The sequence below is a fragment of the Acuticoccus kalidii genome, from assembly GCF_021556395.1.
Taxonomy (GTDB): Bacteria; Pseudomonadota; Alphaproteobacteria; order Rhizobiales; family Amorphaceae; genus Acuticoccus; species Acuticoccus kalidii.
The window spans coordinates 91,493-106,873 of record NZ_JAKGCS010000033.1; the positions used below are offsets into that span (position 1 = coordinate 91,493).

Here is a 15,381-nt window from a genome sequence, read left to right on the forward strand (position 1 = left end):
CCGATCCCCAGCCTATAAGGCGGGTTCGCGTGGCGCATTTCGCCGCGTTTGCGGAGCAAGCGCGAATGATTATCTGCGCATGCAACCGGCGAAACGCCGGTCTCATCATCGAAGCGGCAAGGGGAGCGGGGATGCCCTGGAATAACCAGTCGGGCGGCAAGGGTGGCGGACCCTGGGGCGGTGGAGACGGCCCTTGGGGTGGCGGCGGTCCCAACCGCCCGAATCCTTGGGGGGGCAACAACAACGGACCGCAGCGCGGTGGCGGCCAGGATCCACAAGGGTCTCCGGACCTTGAGGAGCTTTTGCGTCGCAGCCAGGACAAGCTGCGCCGGGTCTTCCCGCGCAAAGGCGGCGGCGGCAACAACAACAATCAGGGCGGTGGTCCCTCGCTCGGCGGGATCGGCGGACGCGGCATCGCGCTCGCGCTGGTGGTCGTCGTCATTCTTTATGGCTTGACCGGGTTTTACCGCGTCGGCCCCGGCGAACTGGGTGTCGAGCTCGTTCTCGGGCGCTATCAAGGCACGACGCAGCCGGGCCTGAATTACAATTGGCCGTACCCCTTCGGCGAGGTCTATACGCCCGATGTCCTGCGTATCCGCGAGGTCAATATCGGCTCGCGCGGTGACGGACGGGGCCAGGGCCAGGACGTGCCGGAAGAAAGCCTGATGCTGACGGGCGACGAAAACATCGTCGACGTCGACTTCAAGGTGCAATGGCGCATCTCGGACCCCGCCAACTTCCTCTTCAACATCGAGGATCCGGAAGGCACCGTGAAGCAGGTCGCCGAGAGCGCGATGCGCGAGGTCGTCGGCCGCCGCAACATTCAGCCGATCCTCACCCAGGAGCGCCAGCAGGTCGAACAGGACGTGCAGACGCTCATGCAGGCGACGCTGAACGAATATGGCGCCGGCGTGCAGGTGAGCCAGGTGCAGATGCAGAAGGTCGACCCGCCGCTCGAGGTCATCGACGCCTTCCGCGACGTGCAGGCTGCCCGCGCCGACCAAGAGCGCTTCCAGAACGAGGCCGACGCCTACGCCAACGAAGTGGTTCCGCAGGCACGCGGTCAAGCGGCGCAGATCGTCGAGGCGGCGAACGCCTATCGCGATCAGGTCGTCGCCGAGGCGACCGGTCAGGCCGACCGCTTCGTCTCCGTGCTGACGGAATATGAAAAAGCGCCTGACGTGACCCGTCAGCGTATGTATCTCGAAACGCTGGAGCGCGTGATGGCCGGCACGGACAAGGTCATCATCGATCAGCCCGTCGGCAACGGCTCCGGTGTCGTCCCCTATCTGCCGTTGGACCGCCTTGACCGCGCCCAGTCGCAGCCGACCGCCCAGGGAGCCCGTTGATGCGCGCCGGCCTCATTGGAATCGTCGTGATCATCGCCATCGTGGTGGTGGTCGCGCTGAACTCGCTTTTCATCGTCAATCCCACCCAGCAGGCCCTCGTCCTGCAGTTCGGTGAGGTGCGTCAGGCCATTCGCGAGCCTGGCCTCAACGCCAAGATCCCGCTCGTCCAGGAGGTCCGCTTCCTCGACCGGCGTAATCTCGACCTCAACGTGCCGGCGCAGGAAATCATCGCCGCCGACCAGAAGCGCCTCGTGGTGGACGCCTTCATGCGCTACCGCATCGCCGATCCGGTGCGCTTCTATCAGACGGTGAACAATGTCCGCGAAGGTGCCTCGCGCCTGTCGACGTTCGTTCAGGCCTCGCTCCGCGCCGTCCTCGCCGACGCGACGTTCGAGGCTATCGTGCGGGACAACCGCTCCGACCTGATGCACCGCATCCGCAACGACGTGTCGAACCGCGCGGCCGATATCGGCGTCGAGATCGTGGACGTGAGGCTCCGCCGTGCGGACCTGCCGGAGGCGAACTCGGAGGCGATCTATCGCCGGATGCAGACCGAGCGTCAGCAGGAAGCGCGCGAGATCCGCGCCCGTGGTCAGGAGGCCGCCCAGCGCCTGCGCGCCGCGGCCGACCGTACCGCGACGGTGCTCCGCGCCGAGGCGCAGCGTGAATCGGAACAGATCCGTGGTCTGGGTGATGCGCAAAAGAGTGCGATCTTCGCCAACGCCTACGAGCAGGATCCGCAATTCTTCGCCTTCTATCGCGCCATGCAGGCCTACGAAGAGGGCTTGAGCTCGCAGGACACGCGCCTCGTGCTGTCGCCCAATTCTGAGTTCTTCCGCTACTTCAACCGCCCCTTCGGCGAGGATCCGATGAGCGGTGCGACGCCCGCCGCGGCCCGCACCGGGACGGGCGGCGAGACCGGAGCGCCGAGCGCCGGGGCCGACACGTCGAGCCTCACCCCGCCTGCGGCCGGGCTCGAAGAGGACGCCGCCACGGCCGAGGCGGAGGAAGCCACCGACGCCATGGCCGCCGAGGACGAAGCGGCGGCGATCGAGGCGGAGGCCGACGCGGCCGCTGCTGAGGCGGCCGCCGAACCCTCCGAGGCGAGCACCGACGCCGCGGTCGACACGGCCGCCCCGGCGACGTCTCCGGCGGCGGATGCTGCGGCCGAAGGGCAGGCGGGAGCGAATCCCGCCGCCGATGACGCAGACGTGACAGGCGCCGGCGCAAGCCCCGCGCAATCCGGCGAAAGCGATGCGAGCGCCACGACGACCGGGTCCGACACTGCGTCGGGCGCGGCCGACCAACGCCCGGATACCGCAGCGGGCGCGGCCGATAGCGCCGGTACGTCGACGACGAACGCCGACGACAATGGAGCGGCGGCGACCGGTCAGGCTCGATAACGGGCCGCATGACCGACCTCCTGTCTGCGCTGGGGCTTGTGCTCGCCGTCGAAGGCGCGCTCTACGCCCTGGCGCCTCGGGCAATGCGTGACATGATGAGCAGGATCCTATCGACCCCGACCGACACGTTGCGGATCGCCGGTCTCGGAGCGGCGATCCTCGGGGTGGGATTAGTTTGGTTGGTGCGCGCCGCATGACGCGGCGCATGGAGGACCCGATGACTGCGATCACCCGCCGCTTGTGCGCCGCTCTCGCGGGCGCCGTTCTGGCGCTTTCCCCCGCCGTCGCGACACTCTCTTCCACGAGCGCGATCGCGCAGGAGACCGGCCCGCGGTCCGTCGCCGATCTCGCCGAAGGTCTGCTCGGGTCGGTGGTCAACATCTCCACTTCCCAGCGCGTCGCGACGGATCGGCCGACCTTGCCGACCCCGCCGGACGGCGCGAACCCGGACGATTCGCCTTTTCAGGAATTCTTCGACGACTTCTTCGATCAGGACGAGAATTCCCCGGACCCGCGCCGCGTCCAATCCCTCGGCTCAGGCTTCGTCATTTCGGCGGACGGCGTCGTCATCACCAACAACCACGTCGTCAAGGACGCCGATGAGGTGACGGTGAACTTCGCCGACGGTCGCCAATATCCGGCCGAGATCGTCGGCCGCGACCCGAAGACCGATCTCGCCGTCCTCAAGATCGAGCCCGACGAACCGCTGACCCCGCTGGAGTTCGCGGCCTCTGAGCGCCTTCGCGTCGGCGATTGGGTGATGGCGATCGGCAATCCGTTCGGCCTCGGCGGCACGGTCACGGTGGGCATCATCTCCGCCCGCAACCGCAACCTGCAATCCGGCCCCTATGACGACTTCATCCAGACGGATGCGGCGATCAACCGGGGCAATTCCGGTGGCCCGCTGTTCGACATGCAGGGCAATGTCATCGGCATCAACACCGCCATCATCTCGCCGAGCGGCGGTTCGATCGGCATCGGCTTCGCGATCCCGTCGGAGATCGCGCAGAACGTCATCGGCCAGCTCCTGGAATTCGGCGAGACCCGGCGCGGTTGGATCGGCGTCAGGATCCAGCCGGTCACGGACGATCTCGCCGACAGTTTCGGCATGGACACCCCGCACGGTGCGATGATCGCCGGCGTCACCGAGGACGGACCGGCCGACAAAGCGGGCATCAAGGCCGGCGACGTCGTCGTCCAATTTGACGGGCGCGCCGTGCCGACGATGCGGGAGTTGCCGCGCATCGTCGCCGAGACGCCGATCGGCAAGCATGTCGACGTCGTGGTGATGCGTGACGGGGAAGAGGTGAACATCGCCGTCGATCTCGGCCAACTCGAAGAGACCGAGGCGCGCGCCGCCTCCGCGACGGCCGAAACGGACGCCGAGGAGACCGACACCACCGAGGCCGAGAACGAGGGCACCGCCGTGCTCGGCATGGTCCTCGCCCCGCTCGACGACACACGGCGGGAATCGTTCGACATCGACCCCGACATCGACGGCGTCATTGTCCTGATGGTCGAGGAGAACAGCCGGGCAGCGGAAAAGCGGGTGGTCGCGGGGGACGTGATCCTCGAGGTCGGCCAGCGCGTGGTCGCGACGCCGAAGGACGTGCTCGACCAGATCGAGGCGCTGAAATCGGACAGCCGCAAGACCGCTCTTCTCACCCTGTCCAACAAAGACGGCGAGTTGCGCTTCACCGCCATCCGCCTCGAGGACTGACGCGCCGCCATCACCTCCGGCCTGAAACGAAAAACGGCGCCCCGATCGGGGCGCCGTTTTTTTTGGGGAGCGGGGCGCCCCGCTTTAGAGCTGGACGCCGCGGGTGAGTGCGCCGTCGACGAGGAGGTTGGTCCCCGTCGTGAACGAGGAAGCGGGGCTCGCGAGGAAGACGACGCCGCGGGCGACCTCCTCCGGCTTTGCCATCCGGCCGGTCGGGTTGAGGGCGAGGGCCTCGGCGAACAGCTCCGGATTGCCGGTCTCGATCTGGTTCCAGATCCCGCCTTCGAAGTAGGTGTTGCCCGGCGAAACGGCGTTCGCGCGGATATTCTTCGCGGCGAGCTTCACCGCGAGGCCGTGCGTGTAGTGGACGAGCGCGGCCTTGTAGGCCCCATAAGCGGGCCCGGTGAAATCCGTCTCGCGGCCGGACACGCTGGAGATCGCGGTGATCGACGCGGCCTTCGACCGTTCGAGATAGGGCATCGCCGTGTTGACGAGGCGGACCGTGTGCATGAGGTCCGTGTCGAACCCCTTCTTCCAGGCCTCCTCGTCGTCGGCGACCGCGAGCGCGGAGACGTTCGCGACCACCATGTCGAGCCCGCCGAGCGCGTCGGCCGCGGCGGTGACGAAGGCCTCGAGCGCCGCCTTGTCCGCGACGTCGACGGCCTCGCCATAGGCTTTGACGCCCTTCGCTTCCAAGGCGGCCACGGTCTCGGCCACCTCGTCCTTGTTGCGGGCGCAGACGGCGACGCTCGCCCCCTCGGCGGCGAAGATCTCGGCGCAGTGCCGGCCGATCCCCTTGGTGCCGCCGGTGACGAGCGCCTTCATTCCCTTGAGACCGAGATCCATGGTGTCCCCTCAGACGAGATATTTGCGGGCGATCGAGGCACCGACCGTATATTTTGGGTCGACCATGTTGCCGAGCCGGACCTTGCCGGCCATCGTCAGCAGCATATAGGCCTCGTTGATGTGCATCCCCGTCTCCGCGGCGACGAGACGGCAGAGCTCACGATAGGCGATGCGCGAGGCATCCTCCAGCGGGCGCGCGCTGCCGATCGTCATCACGAACTCTTCGTTTTCGAGCCGCGGCCAAGCGATCGTGTGGCCCTTGATGAGGTCGACCTGCAGCTCGACCGTCGCCGGCATCTCCATCGCGACGCCGCAGAGCTCACCGTCGCCCTGCACGGCATGGCAATCGCCGACATAGAGGAAGGCGCCGGGCGTGTTGACGGGTAGGTAGATGATCGCCCCCGGCGCCACGTCCGGAAGGTCCATGTTGCCGCCATAATAATCCGGCTGGAGGGACGAGATCGCCTCGATTTCCGGGCTCGTCCCGATGGTCCCGATAAAGGGCTCGTAGGGAAGGGTGATCTTGTCGGACCAGTAGACGCCGTTCTCGTCGAGGCGGACTTTCTTCACCTTCTCCGGCAGCGGATCGTTGAGAAGGGCGGTGTCCCCGGTCGCGACGAGGCCGCCGAACTCGGGAATGAGGCAGGTCGTGCCGACCGGCTGCGGCCCGCGCGGCTTCACCGAGTTGATCTTGACGGCGAGACAGTCCCCTTTCTCGGCGCCCTTCACATAGATCGGGCCGGTTTGGGGGTTGAGGTAGGGAAAATTCAGGATCTTCGAGGGCTGATCGCTCTCGGAGGTGATCTTGCCCTCGAAAGCGTCGTGCGTCTCGACGGTGACGACGGCGCCCGGATCGACCTCGATCACCGGGTCGACATAGGGGCCGTAGACATAGTGGAATTTGCCCTGGTCGGCGATGGTGATCGAGTGGGTCGTGCGGGCCTCGCCCTTTGCGACACCGCTCTTGGCCATCAGTGAGGTTTCGAACCAGCTCACGTGTTTCACTCCGATTGCGAAAGGTCTTCAGAGCGCGAGGTGTCTGCGGACGACATCGCGCGAGGTGATCTCTTCCGGGCCGAGTTTTGCGACGATGCGGCCCTTGTCGATGACGAAGCCGCGCCGAGCCATCGACACGATGAGATCGAGATTTTGCTCCACGAGCAAGACGGCAACGCCGGTTTCGGCGTTGAGGCGTTTCACGTTGTTTGCGATCTCCTGGACGATCGAGGGCTGGATGCCCTCCGACGGCTCGTCGAGGAGCATGAGGCGCGGGGCGCCGATCATCGCGCGGCCGATCGCGAGTTGTTGTTGCTGGCCGCCCGACAGCGTTCCCGCCGCCTGCCGTGCCCGCTCCTTCAGGATCGGGAAGAAATCGTAGACACGTTGATAATTCGGCTCGGATCGGCCGGCGCCGGCAGTCTCGCCGACCATGAGATTCTCCGAGACGCTGAGGCGCGGGAAGACCTCGCGCCCTTGCGGAATATACCCGATCCCGACCTTCGCCCGCTTGTCGGCGGGAAGCGACGTCACGTCCTCCCCGGCGAAGCGGATCGTCCCGTCCATCGGTGAGAGGAGACCGATCAGCGTCTTGAGGAGCGTCGTCTTGCCGACGCCGTTGCGGCCGATGACGGCGACGATCTCGCCTTCCTCGACGCTGAGATCGATGCCCTGAAGGACCGGCTTGCCGCCATAGCCGCCGCGCAGCCCGCTGACCGAGAGAAGCGTCTCACCCGCCATGGCCGCCTCCGAGATAGATTTCGGCGACGCCTTGGTGGGCGATGATGTCCGAGACGGTGCCTTGCGCGAAGATCGCGCCGAAATGGAGGACGGTGACGCGCGAGGCGATCTGTTCGACGAAGGCCATGTCGTGCTCCACGGCGAGGATGGTGATGCCTTGCGCGTTCAACTCGTGCAGCATCTCGCCGGTCTTGTGGGTCTCGTCCGGCGACATGCCCGCCGTCGGCTCGTCGAGAAGGAGAAGCTTCGGCTCCACGCCGACGGCCATGCCGATCTCGAGCCATTGTTGCTGACCGTGCGACAGCGCGCCGGCCGGCTCGGTGGCGACGTCAGCGAGGCTCACGAAGTCGAGGACGCGGGCGATGGTCGCCTCGAGATCGTGCCCGTGCAGGTGGTTCTGGAAGGCGATCGTGAGGTTCTGGTGGACGCTCAGCGCCTTGAAGATGCCGGGCACCTGGAACTTGACGCTGATCCCCTTGCGGATGCGGGCGAACGAACGGGCATCGGTGATGTCCTCGTCCATGAAGAGGATCTTGCCGCCGTCCGGCCGATGCTCGCCGAGGATGAGGCGGAAGAAGGACGACTTGCCCGCCCCGTTGGGGCCGATGAGACAGTGCATCTCGCCCTTTTCGAGGGTGAAGTCGATGTCGCGGGCGACGTGGACGCCGCCGAAGCTCTTTTTCAGCTTCTCGGTCTTGAGGATCGTCATGCGCCCCTCCGTTTCGTGAGGCGGTCGACGAGATTGGCGAAGCCGAGCACGATACCCTCCGGCGCGAGGAGCACGATGAGGACGAGGAGCGCGCCCATCGCGACCAGCGCATATTGGCTGCCATAGATCGTCAGCGTCTGGAAAAGGGACAGAACGAGGAGCGTTCCGATCAGCGTCGCCGTGATGTCCCGTCGGCCGCCGACGGCGACCCAGACGACGGGGAGGGCGGCCGCGGTAAGGCCCATCGAGTTCGGTGTGATGTACTGGCCCCAGGCCGTGTAGAGGACGCCCGAGAGCCCCGCGAGCGCGCCGCCGACCACGAAGGCGAGGAGCTGGTAGAGCCGGATGTCGTAGCCGAGCATCTCCGCCCGCTCCGGGTTCTCGCGGATCGCGACGAGGACGTTGCCGAACCGCGAGTTGAGAAGCATCCGCAGCCCGAGATAGACGATCACGGTGAGGGCGAGGAGCACATAATAAAGCGGCCGGTCCGGCCAAAGCGCGATGTCGCCGCCGAACCAGGGCACCGTGAGGGGTGGCATCCCGGTCATGCCGTTGAAGCCGTTGAGGCGGGCCGAGCCGATCGCCCATTGCGGCCCGGCGGTCTGGGCCATGAACGTCTCGAAAACGAGCGTGACGGAGAGCGTCACGATGCCGATGAAGACCCCGCGGATGCGGCCATAGAACATGAAATAGCCGAGCACCGCGGCGAACACGCCGGCGAGCGCCACGGCGATGACGAGCGCGATGAAGGTGAAGCCATAGGTCTCGCCGACATTGATCGTCAGCACGCCATAGGCGTAGCCCGCAAGGCCGAAAAAGGCGGTCTGGCCGAAGGAGAGCGCGCCCGCATAGCCCCAGATGACGGACAGCCCCATCGCCATGAACGTCCAGACGAGGAAGTAGGCCGCGTTGCCGACCGTCCATCCGTCGGCGAAAAAGGGATAGGCGCACGCCGCGGCGACGACGAGGACGAAGATCGTCCAGAAGGCGATGCCGCTGCCGAAGGTTTGCGGGCCTTCGAGATGGGACAGCCAACGCCTTGCCCGCGAGCGGCGGGCGATCGGGGCGCTGTCGACGAGGCTTTTCTCGTGGGAGATATCGGTCATCGACGGTTCCCCAGAATGAGGCCGGACAGACCGTTGGGAAGAACGCGGATCACGAGGATCACCGCGACGAGAAGCCCGATCTGGCCGAAGAACTGGCCCTGCCAGGCGGTGAGGCCGGCGCGGATCACGCCGAGGATCGCCGCCGCCGGGGCCGCGCCGAGGAAGATGTCCGCCCCGCCGACGACGACGGTCACGAAGCTCTCCACGATGAAGGTCGCGCCCATCGTCGGCACGAGCGTCATGGTCGGGGCGTAAAGACCGCCCGCGAGGCCGGCGAGGGCTGCACCGAGCGCGAAGGTGAGGGCGTAGACGCGCCGCGTGTCGACGCCGAGGGCGCGGGCCATCTGCGGCGCGGCGATGGTCGCGCGGGCGATCACGCCATAGCGCGTGCGATAAAAGAGGAGCCAGAGGACGAGGAGGATCAACACCGCGGCCGCCATCAGCACGATGCGGTAGGTGGAATAAGAGAGGGCGCCGACCTGAACGCTCCCGAGGGGCGTGCCGATCCCCTGCATCGTCGAGCCGAGGACGATGAGGACGCCTTGCGTCGCGATGAGGCTGATCCCCCATGTGGCGACGATGGAATCGAGCGGACGGTGATAGAGATGGCGGATGACGAGCCGTTCGATCACGAGCCCGACGAGGCCCGCCGCGATCGAGCCCGCGACGATCGCGAGCGGCAGCGGAACGCCCATCCGCGCGACGGCGACCGTGACGTAGGCGCCGCACATGATGAACTCGCCATGGGCGAGGTTGATCACCCCCATCATCCCGAAGATCACGGCAAGGCCGGCCGCGGAGAGAACGAGAAAGGCGAACGCGTCGCCGAATTGGTAGATGATGGCGAAGGCGGTCGAGAAGAAATCCATCCGCTCTGGTCCTCGTGATGTCCGTTATGGCGAAGCGTCCGGTCGGCGGCGCAGGGGGCGAGCGGGCCGAGGCCCGCCCGCGTCGCTCGCGCCGGCAAGCGCGCCGGACCGGCCGGCGCGCTTGCGTGTTCGACCGGATCGTCGGCTTTATTGGGCCGGCGGATTGGACGGGGTGTATTGGGCCGACGGATCGTTCTGCGTGAGGTCGCAGCCGGCCTCGCCGAGCCAATAGGGGTCGATGTCCTCCCACACCGTCGGGAAGGAGATCGAATGATCGTCCTCGACCTTCGCGAGGTAGATCGTGTGCGACATATGCTGGCTCTTCGGGTCGAGGCAGACATTGCCGGACGGCCCGTCGAAGCAGACATCGCCCTTGGCGAGCTCGGCGCGGATCGCGTCATGGTCGGTCGACCCGGCGCGCTCCACCATCTGCTTGTAGAGATACATCGCGATATAGGAGTTCGCCGCTTCCTGGTTCACGTACGGCTCATCCGGGAATTTCGCGTGGAACTTGTCGAGGAATTCCTTGCTCGCCGGCGTGTCGACCTCTTCGATGTAGTTGGTCGTCACGTACATGTTCGCGAGCGAGGGCGGGGTGAACCGCTTGTGCTCGTAGCCTTGGCCGACATTGACGGAGGAGGCCATCGGCTTGCCGAGGTTGGCGGAGGCGGCCTGCTCGTAATAGGAGGCCTGCGCCGCGCCGACGAGGAGCGTCACCACGAAGTCGGGATTGGCTTCCTGGATGTTCTGGATCGTCTGCGAGAATTGCGAGACGCCGAGCGGGATGAACTCCTCGCCGACCATTTCGCCCCCATTCTCGGCCACGATATTGCGCACCCATTCGGCCGAGATCTGACCGAAATTATAGTCCGCGGCGATCGTGTAGACCTTCGGTCCGTAGGTCTCCATCATCCAGGGGATGAGGGTGGAGAATTGCTGCTCCGGCACCGCGCCGGTGACGATCATGTTGGCGTCGCAGACGCCGCCTTCATACTGGTTGTTGTAGAAAGCGAGGCCGTCGAACTGATTGACGATCGGCCGGTAGGCCTCGCGAGAGGCGGACGAGAAGCCCGCGAACACGACGTCGACCTGGTCGCGCTGCAGGACGCGGCGCATGAATTCCTGATAGCGCCGGTTGTCGGACTGGGTGTCGTAGACGACGAGCTCGATCGGGCGGCCGTCGATGCCGCCGGCCTCGTTGATCTCGTCGGCCGCGAGCTCGATCGCGTGGACCTTGACGGTGGTGGCGGCGGCGAAATCGCCGGACTGATCCTCGAGGACGCCGATCTTGATCGGATCCTGCGCGAGAGCGGGGCCGGCGACGATGGCCGCAATCGCGGCGGTCGCCAACAGGCGCGTGGGACGGAAGGTGCTGGTCATCTACATCCTCTTCGCATTTCGGGTTTCTGGGGCGGTTTGGTCGTCGTCATCCGCCTGTTCGATCAGCTCCCGCGCGACGTCCTCGACGGGAACCCGCCGGCGCATCGCGTCGGTCCGGAGCGATTGGAACGCGGCGTCGTCGTCGAGCCCGTCACGGCGCATCAGATGGAGGATGGCCTTGACGATCGGGCGGCGCCCGGCGAGGCGGCGGGACAGCGCCGCACGCTCGTCCGCTTCGGCCTTCCGGCGCGCGTGCTCGGAAAAGGCGACGACGAGGGCGGTATAGATGCCGGAGGAGCGCACCGGCTTGATGATGTAGGCCGCCGCCCGCCGCTTCACGACGCGGGCGAGCCGGCTCGGCGCCTCGACGCCGATGAGCGCGATGAGGGGAATGTCGAGCGGCTCGGCCGCGCCGTCGATCCCGTCATCGGCGTCGAAGAAGACGACGTCGAAATTCGTGATCGGCGGCTTCGCGCCGTCGGCCGGATCGCAGAGCGTCACCTCGAGGCCGAGCTGTTGCAGCGTCGCGGCGAGCGTCGCGCGGCCGCCATCGTCGGCATGGCAGACGAGGGCGTGGGCGCCACGGAAATTGCGGACCACCGGCGGGGTCATCGCACGATCCTCAGTTTCGGGGCGGAACGGGTCGGGCGCTGCTGGCGAAACTCCTCCTCCCAGACGAGATAGGGGTCGGGTTTCACGGGACTGACGCTTTCGGTCAGGATCTCGAAGGTGCCCTCGCGGGTGGAGCGGCCGATGCGGGTGCGCATCGCGGCGTGGTGGTTGTCGGGATCGATCGTGACGGGCCCCTGCGGCGCGGCGATCGACAGACCGGCGACGGCCTCGCGCACCGCGGCGAGACCCGGCTCGCCGGCGATCTCGACCGCGCGGGCGAGGACATGGGCCGCGACATAGCTCGCCTCCGCATCAGCCGAAGGCAGGCCGAGCTCGGGATAGCGATCGCGCCAGATCGCCTTGAAGCGCTGGTTTTCCCGCGTCTTCACGGTGGAGAAATAGACGCTCGACGAGAGGTGTCCGTCGCACGCGTCGGGCCCGATGGAAGCAAGTTCCGGCTCGGCGAGGCTGCAACTGACGACCGGCATGTCTTGCGCCTGGTCGAGGCCCTCGGGCATCGCGTCGCGGAAACGGCGATAGAAGGCGTAGGCGGATTCGCCGATCAGCGTGTTGAAGACGAAGTCCGGCCGCAGGTCGACGATCTGTCGGATGACCGCGTCGAGATCGGTGTCGCCGACGGGAAGATAACGCTCGCCCACAATCTCGCTGTCGGCCGACGTCAGGACGTCCCGCAGGATCCGGTTGTTCTCCCACGCCCAGATATAGTTCGAGCCGATGAAATAGGCGCGGCGCCAGCCGCGGGCGAGCACATAGCGCGCGAGCGGCATGACGTGCTGGTTCGGCGCCGCGCCGGTATAGATAACGTTGGCGCTGGTCTCGAACCCCTCATAGTGGGACGGATACCACAGCAGCGCGTCATGCTTCTCAAAGTATGGAAGAACATCCTTCCGGCTCGACGAAGTGTAACAGCCGATGACGTGCTTGATTTTCTGGTTGTCCAGGATGTCGCGCGCCGCATCGATATAGGCGCGCGGCTCGCCGCCGGGATCGGCTTCGGTCGGCTCGAAGGCGACGGGGCCGCCCGAGGTGTTGATCTCGTCGATCGCGAGGCGGGCGCCCGCCCGCATGTGCTCGCTCACCGCGGCATAGGAGCCGGAGCGCGAAAACAGCAGGCAAACTGGGACAGTGATCGCCAAACCGCCCTCCGAAAACAAAAAAGCCCCCTGCGCGGCTGCGCAAGAGGCTCCATTGCCGGACGCTCGAAGCGTCTCGAAAATCCGTTCAAGTGAGCGACTGCCTCGCCGTTGAGGTCGTCACGTCGCTTGATTTGAAGGTCCGTGAATAAGGATCGGAAGTCAACAGAGATGTTGCTGAAATATTAAACCAACGCCGCTCGATTCTGAGCAACACGCTTACCAAGGCCGCAACGGGGGTCGGAATGCCTGAGACACTCGTCCCGTTACGCATCGCGGGCGAGGCCGGTGAGAACGGATGCCTCCCGAAGGGCCGCGATCAGACTGCGATCGTCGGCGATCCCTTTGCCGGCGATGTCGAAGGCGGTGCCATGGTCGACCGAGGTGCGGATGATCGGCAGGCCGACCGACACGTTCACCCCCTCGTCGAGCCCCATCACCTTGACCGGACCGTGGCCCTGATCGTGATACATCGCAACGACGAGGTCGAAATCGCCGCGCGCGGCCCGGAAGAAGAGCGTGTCGGCGGCGAGCGGGCCGGTGACGTCCCAGCCTGCCGCGTTCGCCTCGGCGATGGCCGGCTCGATCTTCTCGGCCTCCTCGCCATGGCCGAAGAGGCCATGCTCGCCCGCATGAGGATTGATGGCGCACACGCCGATCCGCGGCTCGCGGCCGAGCATTTTGAGGAGCGCCTTGCGCCCGCGCTCGATCGTGCGGAGGACGAGCCCCGGCTCGATCTTCGCGATCGCGTCGATGAGGCCGATGTGTGTGGTGACGTGGATGACGCGCAATTTCGGCGTCGTCAGCATCATCGAGACTTCCGAGGCGCCGGTCATCGAGCCGATCAGCTCGGTGTGGCCGGGGAATTTGTGGCCGGCCGCGTGGAGCGCCTCCTTGCTGATCGGCGCCGTCGCGATGGCGTCGACCGCGCCCTTCACCGCCAGATCGACGGCCATGGCGATGCAATCATAGGCGGCCTGGCCGGCGACCGGGGAGACCGCGCCCCAGGCGAGCGCTTCGCCGACCGCGCATGCCTCGACGAGGGGGATCGGCCCCGGCGGATCGCGAAGGTCCGCGCCGGCCTCGACGATGGTGAAATCGGGTGGCGCGATTCCGGCGGCGCGGGCGGCATAGGCGATGCGGTCGGCATCGCCGACGATCACCGGCTGGCAGATCTCGAAGAGCTCCGGCCGGGCGAGCGACTTGGCGATGACCTCCGGGCCGATGCCGGCGGGGTCGCCCATCGTGATGGCGATAGTGGGCCGGGTCATGGTGTGTGTCTCCTTCGAAGGGCGGGCGTGAAGTGCGGCGCCGATCCGCACGAACGTGTCGTCCGTCCCGAACCCGCCGGCCTTGAGAACGATGCGAAGAGGGCCCGCCGGTCCGTCGGCCTCGCCGAAGGGCACCCCCGGCTCGATTTCGCCGATCAGACGGACGGCTGCAACGCCATAGGCGGTCAGAATGCGCCGGGCCGTCGCGCCGCCGGTGAGGACGAGGCTGGCGCCGGTCGGAAGCATCGCCGGCAACCCGGCGACCATGGCGTCGAGCAAAGCGGGATCGAGACCGTCGCCGCCGGTCGCGGGCGACAGGGTGACGATCGCATCGCCGCCGGCTGCGAGGGTGGCGGCGAGGCGGGCCGCATCGGGCGGCGCGATGGCGCCGGACGGCGAGGCGACGACCCGCTCGCCGCATTCGATCCGCGCGGCCTGCGTCCGGCTGATGCCCGTCGCCGAGCCGATGACCCAGAGGATGGGGCCGGCGAAATCGGCGTCATCGCCATGCTCCGGCGCGCCCGCGACCAATGGGGCGAGCCCGCGAGCGATGCCGCCCGAGCCGACGAGGCGGGCCGATGCGTCGACGTCGAGCGCGGCGCGGGCGATCGCGTCGAGGTCGCGTTCGTCCACCGCGTCGGGAAGGAGAATGTCGCAATCGGCGGCCCGGATCGCCTCGCTTAACCCGCCGCCGCGGACGGTCGCGAGGGAGAGCGGGGCCACGCGAAGACCGCGCGCGGCGAGGCGCGCGCTAAGGTCGGACGCGCCGGGCGCCAGATGCTGCGAGCGGCCGAACGCCGTTTCTTCGACCAGGACGCCGCCGAGCCGGGCGCAGCCGCCCTCGAAGGTGCGCCCCAGCGCCGGGAAGGCGGGATTGACGATCACCGGCCCAGCGCCGCCGGCGCGCGCCATGGCGGCGACCCCGTCCTCGATATGGCCGCGCAGGGTGGAATCGATCTTGAGGACCCGCACGCCCCGATCGCCGACCGCGGCGAGCGCCCGCTCCAGCGCCGAAAGCGCGGATGCGGCGGGCGCATCGCGCGTGTCGAGGTCATAGGCGACGACGCCGGCGCGGCGGGGGGCGCTCCCGTCCGGTGCACCGAGGCGCACTTCGACATGGGCGGTGCGCGCGAACGCCACGGCGCAATCGGCCGCGCCGGTGAGGTCGTCGGCGAGGATCGACAGATGCGGGAACGGTGTGCCCATCACGGAAGACTATGCTGAG

General features: G+C 67.1%; 14 protein-coding genes. 4 read left to right on the plus strand and 10 right to left on the minus strand.

What is annotated here, in order from left to right; genetic code table 11:
* Positions 1-131 precede the first annotated feature (131 nt).
* The 4 genes from hflK to L1787_RS18935 are packed head-to-tail and all read left to right on the plus strand — an operon-like array spanning position 132 to position 4,472.
* Entirely contained in the window at positions 132-1,349 is a 1,218-nt protein-coding gene (hflK, locus tag L1787_RS18920; protein WP_235710670.1) for an FtsH protease activity modulator HflK, read from the plus strand.
* Positions 1,349-2,752, plus strand: a complete 1,404-nt coding sequence (gene hflC / locus L1787_RS26140) for a protease modulator HflC (protein WP_369415117.1) — start codon at positions 1,349-1,351, stop codon at positions 2,750-2,752. The genes hflK and hflC overlap by 1 nt, the downstream gene beginning before the upstream one ends.
* 8 nt (positions 2,753-2,760) lie before the next feature.
* Positions 2,761-2,949 carry a DUF2065 domain-containing protein gene (locus L1787_RS18930; protein ID WP_235710671.1) on the plus strand — a complete coding sequence of 63 codons (189 nt, stop codon included), beginning with the start codon at positions 2,761-2,763 and terminating at the stop codon, positions 2,947-2,949.
* A gap of 20 nt (positions 2,950-2,969) precedes the next feature.
* The gene (locus L1787_RS18935) at positions 2,970-4,472 is read left to right on the plus strand and encodes a Do family serine endopeptidase (protein ID WP_235710672.1); all 1,503 of its coding nucleotides are present in this window, start codon (positions 2,970-2,972) and stop codon (positions 4,470-4,472) included.
* 84 nt (positions 4,473-4,556) lie between these two features.
* Here the strand turns inward: L1787_RS18935 and L1787_RS18940 are convergent, their stop codons facing one another.
* From L1787_RS18940 to pdxA, 10 genes are all read right to left on the minus strand, one after another.
* Positions 4,557-5,318, minus strand: a complete 762-nt coding sequence (locus tag L1787_RS18940) for an SDR family NAD(P)-dependent oxidoreductase (protein ID WP_235710673.1) — start codon at positions 5,316-5,318, stop codon at positions 4,557-4,559.
* 9 nt (positions 5,319-5,327) lie between these two features.
* Positions 5,328-6,290: an acetamidase/formamidase family protein gene (locus L1787_RS18945; protein WP_255720673.1), complete on the minus strand. Its 963-nt coding sequence runs from the start codon at positions 6,288-6,290 to the stop codon at positions 5,328-5,330.
* A gap of 51 nt (positions 6,291-6,341) precedes the next feature.
* Positions 6,342-7,055 carry an ABC transporter ATP-binding protein gene (locus L1787_RS18950; RefSeq protein ID WP_235710675.1) on the minus strand — a complete coding sequence of 238 codons (714 nt, stop codon included), beginning with the start codon at positions 7,053-7,055 and terminating at the stop codon, positions 6,342-6,344.
* Positions 7,045-7,764, minus strand: a complete 720-nt coding sequence (locus L1787_RS18955) for an ABC transporter ATP-binding protein (RefSeq protein WP_235710676.1) — start codon at positions 7,762-7,764, stop codon at positions 7,045-7,047. Before L1787_RS18955 ends, L1787_RS18950 begins: the two co-directional genes overlap by 11 nt.
* Positions 7,761-8,870: an ABC transporter permease subunit gene (locus L1787_RS18960; protein WP_235710677.1), complete on the minus strand. Its 1,110-nt coding sequence runs from the start codon at positions 8,868-8,870 to the stop codon at positions 7,761-7,763. The genes L1787_RS18955 and L1787_RS18960 overlap by 4 nt, the downstream gene beginning before the upstream one ends.
* Entirely contained in the window at positions 8,867-9,739 is an 873-nt protein-coding gene (locus L1787_RS18965; RefSeq protein WP_235710678.1) for an ABC transporter permease subunit, read from the minus strand. The genes L1787_RS18960 and L1787_RS18965 overlap by 4 nt, the downstream gene beginning before the upstream one ends.
* A gap of 147 nt (positions 9,740-9,886) precedes the next feature.
* Positions 9,887-11,119 (minus strand): urea ABC transporter substrate-binding protein, encoded by a 1,233-nt coding sequence (locus tag L1787_RS18970; RefSeq protein ID WP_235710679.1) that lies wholly within the window; start codon positions 11,117-11,119, stop codon positions 9,887-9,889.
* Entirely contained in the window at positions 11,120-11,731 is a 612-nt protein-coding gene (locus L1787_RS18975) for an ANTAR domain-containing response regulator (RefSeq protein ID WP_235710680.1), read from the minus strand.
* Complete coding sequence (locus L1787_RS18980; RefSeq protein WP_235710681.1) at positions 11,728-12,888, minus strand: transporter substrate-binding domain-containing protein; 1,161 nt, start codon at positions 12,886-12,888, stop codon at positions 11,728-11,730. Before L1787_RS18980 ends, L1787_RS18975 begins: the two co-directional genes overlap by 4 nt.
* A gap of 263 nt (positions 12,889-13,151) precedes the next feature.
* Positions 13,152-15,362: a 4-hydroxythreonine-4-phosphate dehydrogenase PdxA gene (gene pdxA / locus L1787_RS18985; protein WP_235710682.1), complete on the minus strand. Its 2,211-nt coding sequence runs from the start codon at positions 15,360-15,362 to the stop codon at positions 13,152-13,154.
* Positions 15,363-15,381 lie beyond the last annotated feature (19 nt).

Excerpts from the sequence above, each read along its gene's own strand:
- hflC (WP_369415117.1), top strand. The coding sequence starts at position 1,349 with ATGCGCGCCGGCCTCATTGGAATCGTCGTGATCATCGCCATCGTGGTG.
- L1787_RS18975 (WP_235710680.1), bottom strand. The coding sequence starts at position 11,731 with ATGACCCCGCCGGTGGTCCGCAATTTCCGTGGCGCCCACGCCCTCGTC.
- L1787_RS18970 (WP_235710679.1), bottom strand. The coding sequence starts at position 11,119 with ATGACCAGCACCTTCCGTCCCACGCGCCTGTTGGCGACCGCCGCGATT.
- L1787_RS18945 (WP_255720673.1), bottom strand. The coding sequence starts at position 6,290 with ATGGCCAAGAGCGGTGTCGCAAAGGGCGAGGCCCGCACGACCCACTCG.
- L1787_RS18940 (WP_235710673.1), bottom strand. The coding sequence starts at position 5,318 with ATGGATCTCGGTCTCAAGGGAATGAAGGCGCTCGTCACCGGCGGCACC.
- L1787_RS18950 (WP_235710675.1), bottom strand. The coding sequence starts at position 7,055 with ATGGCGGGTGAGACGCTTCTCTCGGTCAGCGGGCTGCGCGGCGGCTAT.
- L1787_RS18935 (WP_235710672.1), top strand. The coding sequence starts at position 2,970 with ATGACTGCGATCACCCGCCGCTTGTGCGCCGCTCTCGCGGGCGCCGTT.
- L1787_RS18930 (WP_235710671.1), top strand. The coding sequence starts at position 2,761 with ATGACCGACCTCCTGTCTGCGCTGGGGCTTGTGCTCGCCGTCGAAGGC.
- L1787_RS18960 (WP_235710677.1), bottom strand. The coding sequence starts at position 8,870 with ATGACCGATATCTCCCACGAGAAAAGCCTCGTCGACAGCGCCCCGATC.
- pdxA (WP_235710682.1), bottom strand. The coding sequence starts at position 15,362 with ATGGGCACACCGTTCCCGCATCTGTCGATCCTCGCCGACGACCTCACC.
- L1787_RS18965 (WP_235710678.1), bottom strand. The coding sequence starts at position 9,739 with ATGGATTTCTTCTCGACCGCCTTCGCCATCATCTACCAATTCGGCGAC.
- L1787_RS18955 (WP_235710676.1), bottom strand. The coding sequence starts at position 7,764 with ATGACGATCCTCAAGACCGAGAAGCTGAAAAAGAGCTTCGGCGGCGTC.
- hflK (WP_235710670.1), top strand. The coding sequence starts at position 132 with ATGCCCTGGAATAACCAGTCGGGCGGCAAGGGTGGCGGACCCTGGGGC.